The organism is Pseudonocardia charpentierae (assembly GCF_031845345.1).
In the GTDB taxonomy this organism is placed as follows: Bacteria; Actinomycetota; Actinomycetes; order Mycobacteriales; family Pseudonocardiaceae; genus Pseudonocardia; species Pseudonocardia charpentierae.
The window spans coordinates 137,561-155,377 of the sequence record NZ_JAVREJ010000004.1; the positions used below are offsets into that span (position 1 = coordinate 137,561).

Below are 17,817 nucleotides of genomic sequence, written 5' to 3' on the forward strand. Positions count from 1 at the left end.
AAGCGGTGACGCCTGTAGGCCAAGCTCCGCCGCTCGCGGCTGGGTTGCGCAGTGATGACGCGCAGGACTCTAGGCTGTAGTGGATTGGCGCAGCCGGGGACGCGGCGTGCGCTCGACGGGAGCGGGAACAACTTTTCCGCGTTGGCTAGTTCGCGTCGGCCGACTGCACCAGCTGTCGTGGCCCGAGCATCTTTGCCGCCACAATTAGCCCTGCGTTGTGTGCTTTCGGACCTGAGTGACTAGCTGATGCATCGACCACAAGCCGTGGAACGATGTTGCGCTCAAAAGCGTCGACGGCCGTCTTCAAAACGCAGACCTCTGTGTCGATCCCGCACACGTAGACGTCCGTCCAGCCGCGATCCTTGGCGTGCTGCTCACCCTCGTCCGTGAACAACGTGTAGACCCTCTTGTCGACCACTGCGGTCGCGCCATTAACGTAAGGTTGTAGATCCGGTACGATGTCAATTGCGGGCGAGTGCTGGAGCTTCGTCCATCCCATCAGCCGCTCGAAGATGCTGTCTTCGTGGTTGATGTATCGAGTGAATACGACGTCGCGGCCAGCGGCTTGCCACCGCTTGACGAGATCGACGCTGAGTCTTACGACGTGTGCTGAGTGCTCGGTGACGAACCCGTTCTGAACGTCGACCACGATAAGGGCAGCTGCGCCGGTCTCCACTGCGACTCTACGTCCTCTCGCAATCCTTGAGCGCCCCTAGAGCTTGGTTAAGCCGTCGCGCGAGCCCGCTCGTGCTGACGATGGCTTCCCGCATTGCACGGTGTTGGGACGTTTCCTGAGGGCGCTCCGTCATCAGCCTCGACTTGACTCCCCGTAAGTAGCGCCAGCCGCAGGTATCGGAGACGACAGGATCGCGGTCCGCCTCGACCTCAGCGGGAACGTAGTCTGAGTACGACCACGCTGCCTGAACGGACAGCTCGCAGGCGAAGAGTTCGTTTTCTGTCAGTGCACGTGCAGTCGCCGTCGGGTGGTAGACCACCCCAGACCACGAGGCGTACGCCGAGGAAATCCCGAGGACGCCGAAGTCGACGATCTCTGGATGGTCGAACCCCTCGCGCAGCAGTGCTTGTTCGACGACCGCGGCACGGTGACGTTCCGAATCGTACTCGGCGATTGCGTGAGGAGTGTCACGACTGGTCATGACCCGCGGAATCGTAAGAAGTCTCAGTGCGCAGCCGCGACGGGCGATGTCCAGGGGGATCTGTTCGACCCAGTACGCACTGAGGACGTACGGCTCACTCAGCGTCGGGCAGTCGTAGGACGCGAGGCCGACGGCTGCCTGCTCTATGTTGACTGGGTACGACTGCCGACGCCATACCGTCACTTCTGCAATGCTCGTCGGTCGAAGGTGGTCGGCCGAGATGCTGGTCAGGGGCTGCCATCTACCAAGCGCTGCTCGACGTGCGGGCACACCTATCAGCATAGGCCTAAGAATGAGTATGTTCAGCTCTTCGACGATTTTGAACTTCAGCCGGCAGTCGCCGGGGTGGTTGTTGCTACTGCCATTGACTGGTAATCTCTGTGTGGCACCTTTATGACACGGTCGGAACTGCCCCGGCCTCTGCGCCGGCAGTGGCGCTACTGCGCGAGCGCTTGAACATCACCAGCCCAGGCGCTGGCTCCTCGCCTACGGAAGCCTGGGTGGGACTCCGGAAGCCGCCGAGGAACTGATCGACACGTTCGAGCGTTGGCTGTCCGAATGGACCGCGGGTAAGGATTGGGCAGCACTCATGCCGAGCGGTGGAGGGTTTATGGACACCGGCCCTCGGTACCCGGGACGGAACCTGCGTGACCAGTGACCAGGCAGGCCAGCCTTCTGATCCGTAGTCCGAACACTGACGCCTCGACGGGCCGGATAAGTGGCCACGCGTAGGCGCGGCAGGTGCCAGACTGAGCATCGGTGGCATCGGTAGGCAGCAGTTCGTGGCCAGGACCGTGGCCAAAGATCGACAGCCCTCGCGGCGAAGATCTTCGGCCGCATGCTCCGGCGCGAGTGCAGCGGGACATGACCGCGCCCTGTGGCGGCAGAAACGAGCCGCCTTGAAGAGTCGAACCCGGACCAACGCATTACGTGTACGTGCTGTATCGATGACGCGGTGGCACAGCGGGTCCATCCGTGCACGTCGGGCAGGACTCCGCTGGAGGCCACAAAGAAGGCCACGCGCGTCGGCGCTGGGCTGTCCCTCCGTCCAGCGCCAACAGTCTGCCGATCGTCGTGAGGCTGAGCGTGCAACTAAGGTAGGCAAGCCGGGCCGGACGCAGCCCCCTCGCTGTCCGGCCCGGCGCTTCCTCCACGAGATGCGGCCCGGCCCCACCTCGCCCCTCCAGCAAGACAGGGCCGGATCACGGCGCAGGTACCCCGCCCGGCGCTTCGCCCGCCTTCAATGCCGATCAACACCTGAACGGCGCAACTGGAGCTGGCGCCGCCAAGAGCCGTGGTCCCGCCCAGACCGAGTCGAACATTCGTTCGGTTACTGCTACGGTCTATCCGCTGCGGCCGGGCCAGGGTGGGGGAAGCACCCTGGCCGCCGTGGCGCCAAGCAGACCTACCGCTCAGCCGCCTGCGAACCTACGGTGATCGAGTGGCTGATGCGACCCCCCGCGGGCTTGCCGACCACCTCTACGTCGAGCCCGACGACATCGAGGTCGTTCTCGCCGGCCTCGCCGAGGATGGCGACGTCCCCGACGACGGCCTGATCCCGCAGTGGCTCTGCGATGAGGTGTCCGACGTGCTGGACCCGTGGCCGTTGGTGCGGCGCGTCCCGGACGTCTACAAGCCCTGACGCCCGCGCCCACGCCGATCCTTGAACTCGACCACGGCAGGTCCGAGTGGAAAGCCCAGCGGAAACGACACGATCGCCCACCACGGCTGCGCCGCCTGCCAGCCGACCAGGACACCGACCACGCAGATCGCCATCCAGATCGCTTTGGCCGAATGTCAGCCGAAGGATCGGCGAGTACGCGGGTGACGGCGACAGCATCTCCCGCCGCTGCTCAGACACCAGAGGGTGAACCTGCCGTGAACCCGATGGGTCACTCGGTCCAGACGACCACCCGTGTCCCATCCGGTGCCGGGGCGTCGAGGTCGGTGACCCGCTCGCCGTCGACCCGCAGCCGCCCGGCCGTCATGTGCTGATCGATCCGCTCGGCAGACAGGCCGGCCGCCATCAGCAGGTCCCGCACGCTACGTGGAGTCGGTTCGTCGGTCACGGCCTCATCGTGCGTCCGGGCACCGACAGTTTCCGGTGCATCGTCTGCCGCACGTCACGGTGATCCCCGGGCGAGCACCAGCCCGGCGAGCGTCTCGTAGTCGACCGCGACGAGCACGACCGCGGGCCGGGGGTGCGGCCGCAGCAGGATCATGGCGGTGGCGCTGCGGTTCGGCGGTGAGCCACATTCGCCTCCGGGAACCGGACGACCGGGCGGAGCAAGGACCGGGTCACGAGCTGGTGCAGGCCGGGATGGCGCCGTTGTGGCCGTACGGCACGACGAGCCCCCGGTACATGTAGGCGGCCTCGGCGTCTCCCGGGTCGGACATGAGGGCGGCCTTACTGGGCGCGTCGTTCTTCCAGTGCACGCGCAACCACACCGGCCCGACGTCGTTGATCGGGTTCGGGGGCGTGAAGGCGCTCTTCTGCACGCAGTCGGCCCAGACGATGCTGCGGTTGGTCGTGTAACCCAGGCGGTTGGCCGCGACGTCCGCCGACGACCGGGCGAACAACCCCTCGGGCCCGGTGTCAACTACCACGAACGGCCACGGACCGTCGCCCGACGGGGCCGTCGTCGACTGCTTCGCGAGTTCGGCCTTGAACTGGCCGTCGTTGGGCGTCGACGTACTGAGCCGACCGACGGCGTCCTGGATCTGCACCGTGCAGTGCGCGTTGGCCTCCACGTGGCCGCAGTTGATGTTGTTCCCGTTGTCCTGCGAGCCCGTGTCCTGGTTGACGATCTGGGTGCCGCCTTGGTTCGCATTGTTGCCCGAACGAGAAACGCTCTGCTGCGAGGTGGGCGGCCCGCCGCACGAGCCGAAGACGAGCGCGACGACGACGCCGATCACGGACACAACGAGCATCCATCGGTTGAGGCGCCAGCTGCGCACGGTGGCGTCCCCGGGGTCGACGTCGCCGCCGACGTTCTGAATGTCCCTATCAAGCATGCTCCTCCCCCTCAGATCCGGCCGTCGCACCCCTAGCGCGTGGCGGGTGTGCCCGGCTCGAGCCGCCCCGTCTCGTCGATCTCGTCGACGCTCACGACGTCAAGGTCGGGTGCCTTGCCATGGGCGGGCTGGTAGAGCTCAGCGAGCTGGCGGCGAAGGCCGCGGGCCTGGGCGGCCAGGAGACGGCGCCCCCGAGCCAGCTGCCGTTCGCGTACACGGAGGTTTAGCTGCTCGAATGTGATGCCCGCGGCGAAGCCAGTGAGCACGAGCAGCCCTGCGACCAGGACGACCACCGGCAGCGGGGCGGTCAGATCCACCGCCGCGGTGCTGGCTGGGATTGGGTACAGCAAAAGCGAAGCGTGAGTAAGCTCGAGGACCGTCATGCGGCCCCCCTTCTTGGATCCTGGATTGGTTCAGGAAGACAGATTTCGGGTGACGAACCGGAAGCGCCGGTGACGCGTGCCGATTTCATTTCTTCGACGCGCGCCCTTGGGCTAGTGCACGTCCGCCGCCCGCGGAGACCGGCGCGGCGAGCGTCCCGGCGCCCGTCATAGGCAAGACGGAAGCCGTGAGCGGACCAGGGGTCTGCCAGCGGATTAGCCGACGGGCCCGCTCTGCACCGCAGGGCCGGGACGGGCAGTACCGTCGGATCGGTGGATCGCACAGGTGGAATCTCCTCGGCAGGGTCGGCAGCATGCCGTCCATGTTCGAAGCCGGGCCACCACCCGTCACACAACTGCTACCAAGCGGCTACTGAGGCTCGCTTCGGTACTGCTCGAGAGCTATAATCGCGTGTTCTCCGCGTCGGCCGTGGCGACCTCCGCCGCGAGCAGTCCCGCAGCTCCCGTTGTCAAGCCGAACAGGTCGCTCGCCCCGCCGCCGTCCTCGTCAAGTGTCCGCGTGCGACGTAGCAGAGCGGCGTCCCCCGTGCGAGCCAGCGCTCGGAGGTCGGCGCCCGACGGACCACCCGGGAACAGCGGTCGTTCGAGCACGTCGCCTGGGGCGAGGCACTCGGCGAGCTCGCGGAGCCGTGGGGCGAGCGACGTGCCGGACACCTGGGACGCGGCCATCAATTGGCGCCACTCGTCCAGGAACGCCAAGGCTCGGCGGACCTCCTGGAGCTCCTCGTCCGTATCCGCGAGGGCCGGGGGCGCCTTGCTGAGCGCGTCAAAGACATCGACACGCAGCGGCGCGACGTCCGCGCCCGGCAGCTCGACGATGCTCTCGAGATGCACGGTGGACGAACCGCGCGGCGGCTTCGCCTCTACCGTCAGCAGCGACTGCCCGCGCGGCGCGTCCGAGCGCCCATCGAGGAGCCGCACCCGGAGGCGCTGCACAACGGGCTGGTCGAGCGCGCGCCGATAGGCGGGGACGCGGACGAGAAGCGCGGGACGGTCTCCCAATTGCGTATCGGCCACCGTGATCTCGGCTGCACCCGGATTGCGGGAAAGCGCGAGAACGCGCGCCTGGACCTGTCGTGGATCGATCATGCTCGCCCGTCGGGGGCGCGTCGGGTGCCGTCGCGGTCGCCGCGCCGGCGCCTCGGGCGTCATCGTATACGAAGACGTCCGGAGCGCGGCGACGGCCTCCCAGGCGCGCCGCACGTCGGACAGCTGCCGGTCGGCGGCATTGTCCACGTCGGCGAGCAGCTCGCCGTAGCCCGCGACCAGCGGCTCCAACACGCGGACGAGCCCCACGGGCAGCACACCGCGGTGGGCGGCCAGCGCCCGGAGATAGCGGACCACACCGCGCGACGCGCGTCGCGCGAGATTCACGGCCTCGCCGAGGATGACGCCGCGGACCTCAGAATCGACCGGAAGGGTCTTTGCAGCCCGCCCTCGTGCCACGCCGCGCTCCGCGTCCACCAGCGACTGGTCCAACGCCGACGGAAGCCAGAAGTTCAGTGCATCGATCATGGCGACGCGGGCCCACAGCGGCGCCGAACTGGGCTTGAACGTCGGCGGACGCTCCGCCGAGCGGCCGACTCTGCGCATGGCTTGCGGCCCGACCAGGGCTTTAAGCAGCGGATTCGTGGTGCCGTCTACCGCGTCGGCGGAGACCGGGCATGGCCGCCACGGCGCCGCAAGATCGACGTCGACACAGACACCCGCTCCAATGTGCGCAGCGTAAGCCAGCACGGAATTGAGATGAGCGTCGCAGGCCATCATCGAGAATGGCCCCCCTGGGGACGGCTCAATTCACGGGTCTCCGGAGGCTAACAGATCTAAGCGCTTCTCAACATCGTCGAGCCAACGGATCGCTAGTTCGTGGGCGCGCGTCCAACCGAGCCGCGGCGGAATGCCCTCGGCGGGAGCGGCGGCCGCTGCAAGGTAGCGCATCGTGTCGGCGTAGAGCCCCGGCAACCCCTTTGCCCGCCGCAGCGCCGCCGGATCGACGTCCGCCGCGAACGGCCTGCCGAACCGCCGGATCCGGGTCGCGCGCGCGCAGAACGTCATCGGCGTGTTCCGCACGACGGACGGCGTGTCAGCCGATGGCTCGAGCCAGGTCCACGGGTCGTCCTCCACCCACCTGCGATAGTCGGCGTAGGCGTAGACGAGCACCTCGTACAACGTCAACCCCGGCTTGACCAGGAGCGCCCGCAGGGCTAGGAGATCCTGCTGCTCGCGGACGACAGTCTGCGCAGCCCGCCACGTCAGCATCGCGTGCCCGAAGTCCCCTTCGGGTGCTGGGGCCAGGACGGCCAACGGGATGGCCTGGCCATCGCGCGTCGGACAGAACGACGTCGGCAGCATCCGCGCGGCGTCCCCGAACTCCGCCCATGCCTCGACCACTTGGCCAAGAGCTCGCCACCGCATTCCCCGGGTGATGGCGTGCACCATTGACAGAAGCCGCGCGGCCTGCCCCTGCGCCTCGCCCACGACCTGTGGGTAGATCACGTACAGCACATCGCGCCAGTTTCCGGCCTCGAGCGCGCACACGGCCGCGTCCAGCCACTCGGGTGGCCGGGGAGGCCGGACGCCCGGGCCTGTCATGGCCTACGCGTCGGAGCCGAGACGTACTGATGCCGGGGAACGGAAGCCCGCGCAGGACGTCCCTTCTGGCAGCGCGTACACGTCCGTCGTGCCATAGGTGGTGGCTGGGCCGTAAGGCATGATCTTCTCGCCTACACCTGGCGACGATGTGGGAGTGGCAGCCAACACCCAACCGTGGTCAGACCCGAACATCATTACGACCCACCCCACTTCATACCCAGGTCGTCTCAGTGCGGTAGCGTAACACGGCAAAAGAAGTTTGCTCTCCCAATGTTGGGTAGAGTTGGCCGACAGCGGCCGGTTTAGTGGAGGGTTGGCGGTGTCAGTCGTAGTGGGCGGCACCGTGGGCGAGTCGGGCCGATCTCGGTGAAAGGTGGCATAGTCTGTTGGAGTCAGCTAGAATCCGCGGCTTTCGAGCCGTATCGACCAGGCACGGCAGTGCACCGCGACGAGCAGGGGAGGCGCAGTGGCGCTAGCGCCGCGCCAGGCCGTACGGCTTGCCCGCGCCCTGCGTGAGCTCCGCGAGTCGGAGTGGCCCGACAGCTCGCTCACTCAGGCTCAGCTGGCCGCCGCGTTGAGCTCGGAGAGAAGTCGCGTCGCCCCGGCAACGCTCAGCTCGTGGGAGTCGCTCAGCAACCCCAAGGCCCCACCCCCGAGCAGGCTCAGCGCGTATGCACGGTTCTTCGCCAGCCGCCGTTCTCTGGAGCCCAAGCCGCACCTGCTCCCCGTCGAGCAGCTCACTCCGGACGAGCACGACCGGTTCAAAGAACTCGAAGAGCATCTTCTCGGTCTGTTCCACACGGGCAGTCCCGAGCAGCGCAACACGTTCTCCTTCGACGAAGGCCCGATCACGATCATCTGCCCGGAGCTGCCCGAGGAGGAGCGCGGCCCGCTCGCCGACAAGACCAAACCCAACTTCAACCGCCTTCAGCAGTTCGCCGACATTGATGCGCTGCTAGAGATCTGGGGGCACATCCGCGCTGAGAACCCCGCCCTCGAGGTGCGGTTCCGTCTGCCGAACGAGCTTGCTGCGGACGACTTCCAGGCGCACGTAGTCCTGTTGGGCGGCGTCGGCTGGAACGACATGACCCGCCGTATCCAGTCGGCGATCAAGCAGGTTCCCATTACTCAGGTCGATGACCCCTCGCTTAAGACCGGCGACATCTTCAAGGTGAAGGACACCGAGGGCGAACGCCGGTTCTACCCGATCTGGGACGACGGCCCCGATGGCACCGGCGAACTCGTGGAGGACGTCGCGCAGATCGTCCGACTGCGTAGCCCGTTCCAGAGTAGCCGCACGCTCACAATCTGCAACGGCATCCACAGCCGCGGCGTCCTCGGTGGCGTCCGCTGTCTCACCGACAGATTGGTTCGCGAGGCCAACGAGCGCTACCTCATCCAGCGTTTCCCGGAGGGCCACTTTGCCCTTCTCCTGCGCGTGCCCGTGGTGTCCAACGCGAGCCTGTCGCCCGACCTTCAGGACCCATATGCCCGGCTCTACGAGTGGGCTCCTAGCACAGAAATACGCGGATGAGCCGGCCTCTCGACGGCCCGATGCGTCACCGGTCCTCGCACTCCGAACTGCTGGCGGACGTGCAGGACTCGTACGTCGAATCGGCAGGCGGACTGAACGCGATCGTCGTTCCGTCCGCTCGCCGTGCGTCGTCGCTGGACCTGCTCATCGACCTGTCGGCCCGGCTCGGGGCCGTGTTGGTGGTGCTGTGCAGCAGGCACAGCACCGTCGAGGACGTCGCCGACCGGGTGGCTAGAAACCCGCTCGCGGAGGCTTTCATGATCGATGTGCCAAAGGGCTTCCAGCTGCGGCAGATGCCGAGACGGACGGCGGCGCCCGAGTTCCGGGATGCGAGCGGGGGCCGCGCCAGCGACCTCAGCACGAAGCGCAACCTCGGCCTGCTCCTCGCGAGGCTCATGGGCTGGGGCAAGATCGCCTTCATTGACGACGACATTACGCTGACCGACACGGCGGTGTTTCGACGCCTATCGAAAAGCCTCGATACCAGTAATATGGCCGGAATGGTCTGTCGCGACTATCCGGACAACTCCGTCGTATGCCACGCGCTGCGGCTTGCCGGATTTCACCAAGACAACTTCGTCTCCGGAGCCGTACTGGGCGTGAACTGCTACGACCTGCCACTCACCTTTTTCCCCGACATCTACAACGAGGACTGGTTCTTCTTTAGCCGAGCAGTGGTCAACCACGAGCTGACCAGTGTCGGCGACGCGACCCAGCTTCCCTACAAGCCCTTCGCCGACCCGGGCCGGGCCCGGTCGGAGGAGTTCGGCGACTTGCTGGCCGAGGGGCTCTACTCGCTGATCGGTGACGCGGGCGGCGCAGCCTTGGGCTACGACGCGCTGCTGGACCTGGCCACGTGGCAGTTCTGGCACGACTGGATCGATGGCCGCAGGGAAACCCACGAGATCATCAAGAGCTACCTTGCCGACTCGGACACTGTCGAGACCCGGCAGGCGATGCGCTCGCTGTCGGCCGCCGAGGACCAGCTGGTGACGATCAAGGCCGACACCTGCGTGGCGTTCCTCGATGCCTGGCGAGCCGACCTGAAGGACTGGGCTATGTCGTCGGCCGCGGTGAACATGGTGTCCGACTACTGGGAAGCCATGGCCGTGCTCGGCGTACGGAAGTGGCGTCACGCGGTCGGGGGTGACGCATACGCCGGCTCGGCGCAGCGGCTGAGAACCCGCTCCTTGCAGCTCAGCTACTCGGCGAGCCGGTGAGCGGCATTCGCATCCGTCTCTCGGACTGATTCGGTACATCGGGCAGCGGTTGCGGCTCGCCTTCGAGGCAAAACCCCACGTGCTCGTAGGCCCGCTGGGCATCGTGGTTGTCCTCCAGCACCCAGAGCCACAGGTCGCGGGCCCCTGCGGCCCACTCCCATTTCGCCAACGTGTTCAACATCGAGCGGAAGACGCCGCGCTTGCGGTACTCAGGCCTGACCCAGATCGACTGGACCTCCCGTGAACGCGGGGTGGCGCGATCGCGGACAGAATGCAGCAGCCCGACGATGTCGCAGTCGGGCGCCACGACCACCCAGCGCGCTGCGATAAATGTGGCACGCCATTCCGGCTCGCCCCACGACGACACGTGATCGTGTCGTGAGAGAAACGCCTGGGGTGATTCTTTGAGCGCCTCGAGACGGGCCTCGCACAGGAGTTCCCATTCGTCGTCAACCAGCTCCCGCACGTTCCACATGGAGTTCGTCATTGAGTCCCAACGGTGTGTAGCCCGCACTGCCGGGGCATGTCATTCCATAGTGACTCGCCCCAGCCGCTCGAACCAGAGCACGGGTCGCCCCCGTCGTCAAAGCCTGTGTGAGTGCGCTCACTGTCATCCTTGCAGGGGGCCGGGCCCGCCGCTCCGGAGCCTGATCATCCATAGTAGACGAGATGGCCATCCAACGTGGCAGCGAATTCCGTCCTCCGGCCCAACAGAGACAGCCAGGCCGATGGACGGCCTCACGCTGACCTGCAGAGTCTGTACCCGACACTACGCAACCGTACATTTGGGAAGCGAAATCGCCGGATTGCTCTCGCCGCAGATCAAGTCGGCGCCTGCGGACGGCGCAGCCTAGTTCCACGCAGCTCGCTCCCTCTGCCTCCGACACGGTCACGGCCAAGGGGAACCTGCTACTCTGACCGAGGGCCGCCGGTCACAACCGCGAGATCGCCCAGCCGACTCTGGTTGACCGATATGCCGCCTCCGAGTGAAGCACATTGAGTGCAAGAACTGCTCGCGCTAGCCGACGCAAACATTGTGGGGCTATGGTTTAGCTGCGTTGCGCTCGTTGGCGGAGGTGAAGCCTCCGTACTCACAGGCGATCTCGCGCATGGCATTTGTGGTTGATCGCCACCACCGGTCGCTTCCGGACTCCTCTTTACACTCTCGTGGAGTGCGAGTCACCACGCTAAGCTCCTTGCGGACGAGGCGGATCCGCAATAGTTGCTTCTCGTCAGTTCACGGGAGGGGCATGCCATGGCTTTGGGGAGCGGCAGCGCAGCGGTACACCTCGCCCAACGCCTTCGCGAGCTGCGCGAGCACGAGTGGGACGATCGCACCGTCCGTCAGGCCCACCTCGCCACTGCTCTGGACGCCTCGCCGGCCACCGTCAGTTCGTACGAGTCGGTCTCCGCTCCCAAGGCGCCGACCACCGCCCGCCTCACCGCTTATGCCCAGTTCTTCGCCACCCGCCGGTCCGTCGACGGGGACAGCCCGACGCTCCACGACCTCACGAGCTTCACCCCTGACGAACGGGAGCGGTTCGTGCAGCTCAAGGCCGAGCTATTCGCCCTGCATGCCGCGATCGGCCGGGACCCGGCGCGAGCTCGACCTGGACCCCGGTCCACCGCCGGGTCGTCGCGACGAAGTCGCTGAGCGCCCCACCGCTTGGCAGCGCCGACCGCACATCCAGTTCGCTCATCCTGACCGCCTCCCGGTGTCAGGAGACGACGCGGACGCGTCCGGTGGGGACGACTGTCGCGCCCGGCGACTTTCTGCGGGGCTACGCCGGGACGGCGCGCTCGTACGCCGCCGCCAGCTCGGCGGCGAGCAGGTCCCCGGGGCCGGCGACGGAGTTCACGACTTCGGCCGCGCCGCCGTCGTCACCGGCGATCGCGCCGGCCGCAACCGGCTTGCCGCCGCGCAACACGGCCGCCAACGGGCGGTCCCCCAGCTCGGCGATCCGCTTCAGGTGAGAGACCGAGGGGCCACAGGACCAGAGCGGCTCGTCGCCGTGGGGCGCGAGCGTGCCGACAACCGCCTGCAGGCGGGACGTCGGTGCGGCGTTAGCGCCCCAGAGTCGGGTGTCGGCCACGAGCGCGCGCCAGCCGGCGAGGAACAACGTGGCCCGCCGCACACGACACAGCTCGGCGTTGTCGGTGAGCACCGGCGGCGGCTCCCGCTCTGCGTCGTGCAGCTCGACCCGGACGTCGCGCGGGCCGGCCGCGGCGGTGAGGCACACGACGACCTCGAAGCACCGGTCGCTGACGCGGTCCAGCAGCCCGAGGAGGCCGTAGCCGTGGATCCGTCCGGAGCGTCGGTGAACCAGCCGCACCGCGAGGTCCGGAAGGTCGATCGCCTTCGGGAGCGGCTCGAATGCGGGCACGCGGACGCGCAGCGCTGCGCGGTCCGCCAGGCGCACCGGCACCACCTGGATCTCCGCGGAGTCGGCGGCCGGCCCCAGCCGCAGCACCCGCGCTCGCACCGAGCGCGGGTCGATCCGGGCCGTACCCGACGGCGCATCCGGTGGCGGTGCAGCCCCGCGCCGGCCACGTGCGCGCAGGGGTGTGCCGCTAATCAGCCGGTCCAGGGCCTCGATTGCCGCGGCCAGAGCGCTGTCGTAACCGTCCACCTCGGCGGCGATCGCCCTGAGGCCCTGGGCCAGCACAGCGAGCGAGGCCGCCAGCGGTGCGGGCGCGCGCTGGTCGAGCCGTGTCCACCGGTCGAGGTACGCCACCAGCTCGTGGGCGGCCGAGCGCGCGCGCACCAGGGCCCCGTCGATGAGGTCGCGCCGCGTCGGTTCGCCCCGGGCGAGCGTTCGGGCGGCACCGACCTGCGCCACCGCTATCTCGGCGTTCAGTAGCGCACGGTTCAGCGGCAGGTAGAGCCGGTGGTCCAGCATGGTGACAGCGGCCAGCCGCAGCCACGGCGTGCGGTCGACATCGCGGTGGTCGTCCGGTGCCGCCCTTCTTGAGCCGTTGCCGATCGACAGCGCGACGCACCGGGCCGGCGTCGCCGGATCCCAGGTCACCGTTACTCCGGGCACGACCTCGGCGGCGAACTCGAGCTCGCCACGGCGGGCACCCGACCGCTCGACCGCGAGATCGGTGTACGCCAACCGCGCGCCAAGGGCGCTCACCGTGGTGGACATTCGCGGCCTCGCCTCCGTCGGTCCACGACCCGATCCCGTACGCGTTCTGGCGCCCGACACCGTGCGAGACCGGTGGCGGACCGCATTCACCCAACCACTACCGGCGCTGAGTGTCGCATCGTGTTGTGGAATCAGACCAGGTTTGCGTCAAAGTCGGGCCGAAGTGTCTTCGCCCAGTGCTTGGCGTACTGCACCGCACACGCGCGGCCGAGGCGTACCGAAAGGTCAGCACGGCCGCGGGTGAGCTGCTCACCGGCGAGCACCATTAGGGCAGCCTCGCGCACGCTCCCGTAGCCACCCATCCTGTGCCACGTCTGGGACGTCACCGAGCCCCGACGGACGGCGGCAAACTGGCGCAGCTTGGTGGCACGGGCGCTGATGTCCTGAGGGTTGGCGATGCGGAACCGCCGGTATGCGGCGTCGCCCAAGCCGAGCAGTTCCTGATCGTGCTCGTGCACCAGGACGGTGAACGGGTCGAACTCAACCCACGTCAGGTGCTCGGCACAGGCGTAGACCAGCTCGCGGCCGCCACGCGTGATGTCGCTGAAGATCAGACGAAGTGCGTCGAGCTCGGCGCGCTCCCGGACGACCAGCCGCGTCGTTGTCCGCATGAGGTGCTGCGGTTGCGTGCTGCAGGCGGGTTCCGCCACGATCAGCAGCCGGCCACCTCCGGCCGACTTGGCACCGAGCCGGACGAGCGTGTCCGTTGCCCGATCCAGCTCACCCATCGCCGCCTGCACGTCGCCGAGGGCGCACTGCAGCCACTGGCAGTTGGCCACACGGCGGAGGCAGCTCATCACATCGACCAGCGCCCGCTGCCCCTCCGCGTCACCGCCGCGGCGCAGCTCCCCCCTCGCAGTACGCCAGTCGCCACGGAAGAGACTGTCGACCACACGTTCGAGCCGGACGGGGACGGGGACATCGGGCTGAGTCATGGCGAACCGCCTCGGGACGGTGGGGCATCCTCCTTGAACGGGCTCCGGGGAGTTCCGGATATCACTCCGACCGGCGCCGGATCAAGCGTATAGGACGTTCCCGGATTTCGTGCCGGTCAAGCCTCGAACTACTCGTAAAACACGGATAGAACGACAGGAACCACCGTCGCGAGATTCACCGCACAATTGAGTAACCATTTCCGAATACCACGCCCGGTCGCTGAGGTGATCTCAACAAGAAGTGCGTAGGTGGATGTTATCGATTCGTGTGAGCACGAGTGCGGCTTGGGCAAGTTCGCCGATTCGGCGGGGGCTGACGGTGACGCGTTGGAGGGCTCGCCAGCGGCCAGTGAGCAGGGCGAAGCCGCGTTCGCCGAGGCAGCGGGTCGAGCGCAACAGCGTGCTGTAGGCCCGGCTGTCCGGGGCGAGGTTATGCCCGTCGGCGGGCTGTTTGATCGGCGTCTTGATGCCCTAGCCTGCGCCTTCGTAGCCGGAGTCGGCCAGGGTGGGCAGGTCGAGCTGGCCGGCGGCCAGTTCAGCGCCGCGATGACGCCGGCGTCACGGGCCACGGTCAGGTCGTGCTGGTGACCGGGCGCGGCATCGGAGACGAAGATCGGTATCCCGTCCGGACGGATGACGGCTTGGATGTTCCCGCCGGGTGCGCGGTGTTTCCCGGAGTACCAGGCGTTGATCGTCTCGCCCTTGACGCTCTCGGTGGTCTCAGCGCAGCGGCCAGTACTGATCAGCTTGCCGTCGAGCACGACGTGCGACCAACCCTGCTCGGCCACCTCCTGCAACGCCTCGTGCAGGTCCGGGGCCTGCGCGGCGAGCACGTCGATGACCTCGTCGCGGTAGCGGTACGCGGTCGCCCGCGACACCCCGAACCCGGCCCCGACCAGGGCGATCTCCGCCCGGCTGCGGAACCAGGCGAGGCCCAGCAGCGCCTGGGACCAGCAGGTCAACGCCCGCGCACCTTTCCGGGTACCGCGCGAGCGTCGCTCGGCGCGTAGCAGCCGGGCGACCTCCCGGACCAGTTCGCGAGGCACGTCGAGCATGGCAGGATAAGCGATCACGCGGGGTCCTCGTGCAGGGTCGATCTTGTGGTGAGAACTCCCTATCGAGGACCCCGCGCCCTCGACCATCACCGCTCCGATTGCCCGTTATGGGCGTGTCGCCACCGCAGCCAGCGCCGATCTTGTTGAGATCACCTCGCTGATGCAACCTCGTGCCGACGATCATCGCCAGGGCACCGCCAAAGGCCATCGATGATCACAATTCAGCTCGATAGCGACACCACTGACTGATCGTCAACACTGATCTCTTCTGACTTCAAGTTTCACTCTCGTGTAGTGCGAGTCACCACGGTAGAGTCCTCGCGGACGAGGGGGATCGGTGATCTCTGCCGCTCGTCGCTGACGTGGAGGGCACGCCATGGCATCGGGGAGCGGCGCGGCACTACGCCTCGCCCAACGCCTCCGGGAGCTGCGCGAGCGCGAGTGGGACGAAGTCACCGTCCGGCAGGCCCATGTGGCTACCGCTCTGGACGCGTCGCCGGCCACGGTCAGCTCCTACGAGTCGCCAACCGCTCCCAAGACGCCGACCACCGCCCGCCTCACCGCCTATGCCCAGTTCTTCGCCACCCGCCGGTCGGTGAACGGGAAGGGCCCGACGCTCTGCGACATCTCAAGCTTCACTCCAGACGAACGCGAGCGGTTCGAGCAACTCAAGACCGAACTGTTCGCTCTGCATACCGCGATCGACAAGGAGCCGGTCGTCGAGCCGGTCGCCGACGAGCCTAGGCGGCGCCAGATCTTGCAGTTCCCAGGCACAGACCCGGTCGTCATCGTCTGCCCGGCAGCACCGCTCGACTCCCTCGGCCCACTCGCTGACGAGAAGAGCCTCAACCACACCCGACTGCATCGGTTCGCCGACGCGGACGCGCTGCTCGAGGTGTTCGGACACATCCGCGCGCTGAACCCGGACCTGAAGGTCTTCCACCGACTCCCGTCCGAGGTCAAGCAGTCCGACCTGCAGAGCCACATCGTCCTGCTCGGTGGTATCGGTTGGAATTCCACGACCCGCCGGATCCTGTTCCACCTCAAGGCGGAGTTGCCGATCGAGCAGATCGATGATGTGAACGTGCCCGAGGGCGAAGTCTTCCGCGTCCGGAAGGGCATCGACCGCGACGAGCACACGTACCTGCCGATATTCGACGGCGACGAGGGGAACGGCGACAGAGAACTGGTCGAGGACGTGGGGTTGCTCGCCCGCCTGCCCAACTCGTTCAACTTCGGCCGCACCATGACGATCTGCAACGGAATATTCAGCAAGGGTGTTCTCGGTGCTGCACTTGCCATTACCGACGAGACGGTTCGGCCGACGAACGAAGAGTACCTGGCCGAGCGTTTCCCCCAAGGCGACTTCGCCATGCTGGTCCGAGTGCCCGTCGTGTCGGGCCACCCGATCGCCGCCGATCTCCAGAATTCGCACTCGCGACTCTTCGAATGGTCACCGGAGCCGACGGCGGAGGAGTATTAAACCTATGGCCGCTCCTTGCGCCGCTGCGCCGGTTCAGCGGTGTGGTCCGCCGATGGCTTCGGACATGTCGTCGCACCGAGCGCTGGCGCACGACGTCTCGCGCATCCGGCCTCCGTCTGCGTATGCCCCGTCCGGCCGGTTCGACGCGATCATCGTCCCGGCGGCGCGCGGCGCGGCAGCACTCAACGGTGCCGCGCACCTGTCGGCCCGGCTCGGGGTTCCGCTCGTCGCGCTGTGCAGCAAGGACACGCGCGCCGTTGAGGCGGCGGCCCGGGTCGCCCACGTGCGCGGCTGCCGCGCTCTGGTCGTCGACGTCCCGACGACCTACCGACACGACTGGCTGCCGGCTAGGACGACCGCCCCGCGGCTCCGCGGGGCTAACGCCCACCGGCGGTCGGATACCAGCCTCAAGCGCAACCTCGGGCTGCTGATGGCCCGGCTGTACGGCTGGGGAAAGATCCTCTTCCTGGACGACGACATCGGCGACAGCATCGACGGAACCCCGGTCAGCGTGCCGCCCCCGATCGTGCGGCGGCTGGCCGCGGAGCTCGACGTCAGCCAGATCGCCGGCCTCACCTGCCGCGAGTTCCCGGACAACTCGGTGGTCTGCCACGCTCGACGGCTCGCCGGGTACCGGCAGGACACCTTCGTGTCCGGCGCGGCGCTGGCGGTGAACTGCAACGACCAGCCCGTGCCCTTCTTCCCCGACATCTACAACGAAGACTGGTTCTTCTTCTCGCCGCTGGTGGCGGAGCGCCGACTCGGCCTGGCGGGCACCGCCACACAGGCGCCCTACGACCCGTTCGCGGACCCGCAGCGCGCCCGAGAGGAGGAGTTCGGCGACCTGTTGGCCGAGGGCCTTTACACATTGTTCGAGAAGCAGGCGCCGGAGATCGACTACTTCGAGCGACTCGACGCAGCGGACGAGCGGTACTGGCAGTGGTACATCGAGGCCCGCCGGGAGACGCTCGCCCTGACGAGCCTCAGCCTGGAAAGCGCCGTCGAATACGCCCACGACGCCGACCGCTGCGCAGCCGCCCTGCACTCCCTCGACGCCGCAATAGGCCAGCTGGATCGGTTGTCGGCCCTCATTTGTGCCGACTACGTTGCCGCGTGGGCGGGTGACCTTCGCGAGTGGGAATGGTCCACCCAACGCGTACGCTCCGTCGCAGCGACGACGGACGTGATGCGCGAGCTGGACCTGCCGACGTGGGACGTGATCGGCCGAAGCGATTATTCGCGAGGACAGGTCTTCATCGGAACAGCGGCCTGATCA

General features: G+C 67.5%; 16 protein-coding genes and 1 pseudogene. 6 read left to right on the forward strand and 11 right to left on the reverse strand.

Annotated features, from left to right (window positions below; genetic code table 11):
* Positions 1–145 precede the first annotated feature (145 nt).
* Together RM445_RS08310 and RM445_RS08315 are read right to left on the reverse strand one after the other, a co-directional pair.
* The gene (locus tag RM445_RS08310; protein ID WP_311555543.1) at positions 146–676 is read right to left on the reverse strand and encodes a cysteine hydrolase family protein; all 531 of its coding nucleotides are present in this window, start codon (positions 674–676) and stop codon (positions 146–148) included.
* Between the two features lie 7 nt (positions 677–683).
* Positions 684–1,340, reverse strand: a complete 657-nt coding sequence (locus RM445_RS08315) for a hypothetical protein (RefSeq protein ID WP_311555544.1) — start codon at positions 1,338–1,340, stop codon at positions 684–686.
* 1,258 nt (positions 1,341–2,598) lie between these two features.
* On the opposite strand from RM445_RS08315, the gene RM445_RS08320 reads away from it, so the two are divergent.
* Complete coding sequence (locus RM445_RS08320) at positions 2,599–2,799, forward strand: hypothetical protein (protein ID WP_311555545.1); 201 nt, start codon at positions 2,599–2,601, stop codon at positions 2,797–2,799.
* 250 nt (positions 2,800–3,049) lie between these two features.
* Here the strand turns inward: RM445_RS08320 and RM445_RS08325 are convergent, their stop codons facing one another.
* From RM445_RS08325 to RM445_RS08345, 5 genes are all read right to left on the reverse strand, one after another.
* Positions 3,050–3,226 carry a hypothetical protein gene (locus RM445_RS08325; RefSeq protein WP_311555546.1) on the reverse strand — a complete coding sequence of 59 codons (177 nt, stop codon included), beginning with the start codon at positions 3,224–3,226 and terminating at the stop codon, positions 3,050–3,052.
* A gap of 229 nt (positions 3,227–3,455) precedes the next feature.
* Entirely contained in the window at positions 3,456–4,172 is a 717-nt protein-coding gene (locus tag RM445_RS08330) for a hypothetical protein (protein WP_311555547.1), read from the reverse strand.
* A gap of 32 nt (positions 4,173–4,204) precedes the next feature.
* Positions 4,205–4,555, reverse strand: a complete 351-nt coding sequence (locus RM445_RS08335; RefSeq protein ID WP_311555548.1) for a hypothetical protein — start codon at positions 4,553–4,555, stop codon at positions 4,205–4,207.
* A 399-nt stretch (positions 4,556–4,954) separates the two neighbouring features.
* Positions 4,955–6,340: a hypothetical protein gene (locus tag RM445_RS08340; protein WP_311555549.1), complete on the reverse strand. Its 1,386-nt coding sequence runs from the start codon at positions 6,338–6,340 to the stop codon at positions 4,955–4,957.
* Between the two features lie 30 nt (positions 6,341–6,370).
* Entirely contained in the window at positions 6,371–7,111 is a 741-nt protein-coding gene (locus tag RM445_RS08345) for a hypothetical protein (RefSeq protein WP_311555550.1), read from the reverse strand.
* Positions 7,112–7,631: 520 nt separating this feature from the next.
* Here RM445_RS08345 and RM445_RS08350 point away from each other — a divergent pair.
* Together RM445_RS08350 and RM445_RS08355 are read left to right on the forward strand one after the other, a co-directional pair.
* Complete coding sequence (locus RM445_RS08350) at positions 7,632–8,699, forward strand: helix-turn-helix domain-containing protein (RefSeq protein WP_311555551.1); 1,068 nt, start codon at positions 7,632–7,634, stop codon at positions 8,697–8,699.
* A complete protein-coding gene (locus RM445_RS08355) occupies positions 8,696–9,919 on the forward strand; it encodes a hypothetical protein (protein ID WP_311555552.1) in 1,224 nt (407 codons plus the stop codon). The genes RM445_RS08350 and RM445_RS08355 overlap by 4 nt, the downstream gene beginning before the upstream one ends.
* Here the strand turns inward: RM445_RS08355 and RM445_RS08360 are convergent.
* Entirely contained in the window at positions 9,897–10,406 is a 510-nt protein-coding gene (locus tag RM445_RS08360; RefSeq protein WP_311555553.1) for a GNAT family N-acetyltransferase, read from the reverse strand. The two genes, RM445_RS08355 and RM445_RS08360, sit on opposite strands and share 23 nt — an antisense overlap.
* Before the next feature lie 768 nt (positions 10,407–11,174).
* Here RM445_RS08360 and RM445_RS08365 point away from each other — a divergent pair.
* Positions 11,175–11,573, forward strand: a complete 399-nt coding sequence (locus RM445_RS08365; protein ID WP_311555554.1) for a helix-turn-helix domain-containing protein — start codon at positions 11,175–11,177, stop codon at positions 11,571–11,573.
* A gap of 127 nt (positions 11,574–11,700) precedes the next feature.
* Here the strand turns inward: RM445_RS08365 and RM445_RS08370 are convergent, their stop codons facing one another.
* The 3 genes and pseudogenes from RM445_RS08370 to RM445_RS08380 form a co-directional block, all read right to left on the reverse strand.
* The gene (locus RM445_RS08370; RefSeq protein ID WP_311555555.1) at positions 11,701–13,068 is read right to left on the reverse strand and encodes a hypothetical protein; all 1,368 of its coding nucleotides are present in this window, start codon (positions 13,066–13,068) and stop codon (positions 11,701–11,703) included.
* 131 nt (positions 13,069–13,199) lie between these two features.
* On the reverse strand, positions 13,200–14,003 hold the full coding sequence (locus RM445_RS08375; RefSeq protein WP_311555556.1) for a hypothetical protein: 804 nt from the start codon (positions 14,001–14,003) through the stop codon (positions 13,200–13,202).
* A gap of 231 nt (positions 14,004–14,234) precedes the next feature.
* Positions 14,235–15,076 (reverse strand): annotated as a pseudogene (locus tag RM445_RS08380) (transposase family protein).
* 358 nt (positions 15,077–15,434) lie between these two features.
* On the opposite strand from RM445_RS08380, the gene RM445_RS08385 reads away from it, so the two are divergent.
* Together RM445_RS08385 and RM445_RS08390 are read left to right on the forward strand one after the other, a co-directional pair.
* The gene (locus tag RM445_RS08385) at positions 15,435–16,541 is read left to right on the forward strand and encodes a helix-turn-helix transcriptional regulator (protein WP_311555557.1); all 1,107 of its coding nucleotides are present in this window, start codon (positions 15,435–15,437) and stop codon (positions 16,539–16,541) included.
* Between the two features lie 64 nt (positions 16,542–16,605).
* Complete coding sequence (locus RM445_RS08390; protein WP_311555558.1) at positions 16,606–17,814, forward strand: hypothetical protein; 1,209 nt, start codon at positions 16,606–16,608, stop codon at positions 17,812–17,814.
* The last annotated feature ends 3 nt before the right edge of the window (positions 17,815–17,817 follow it).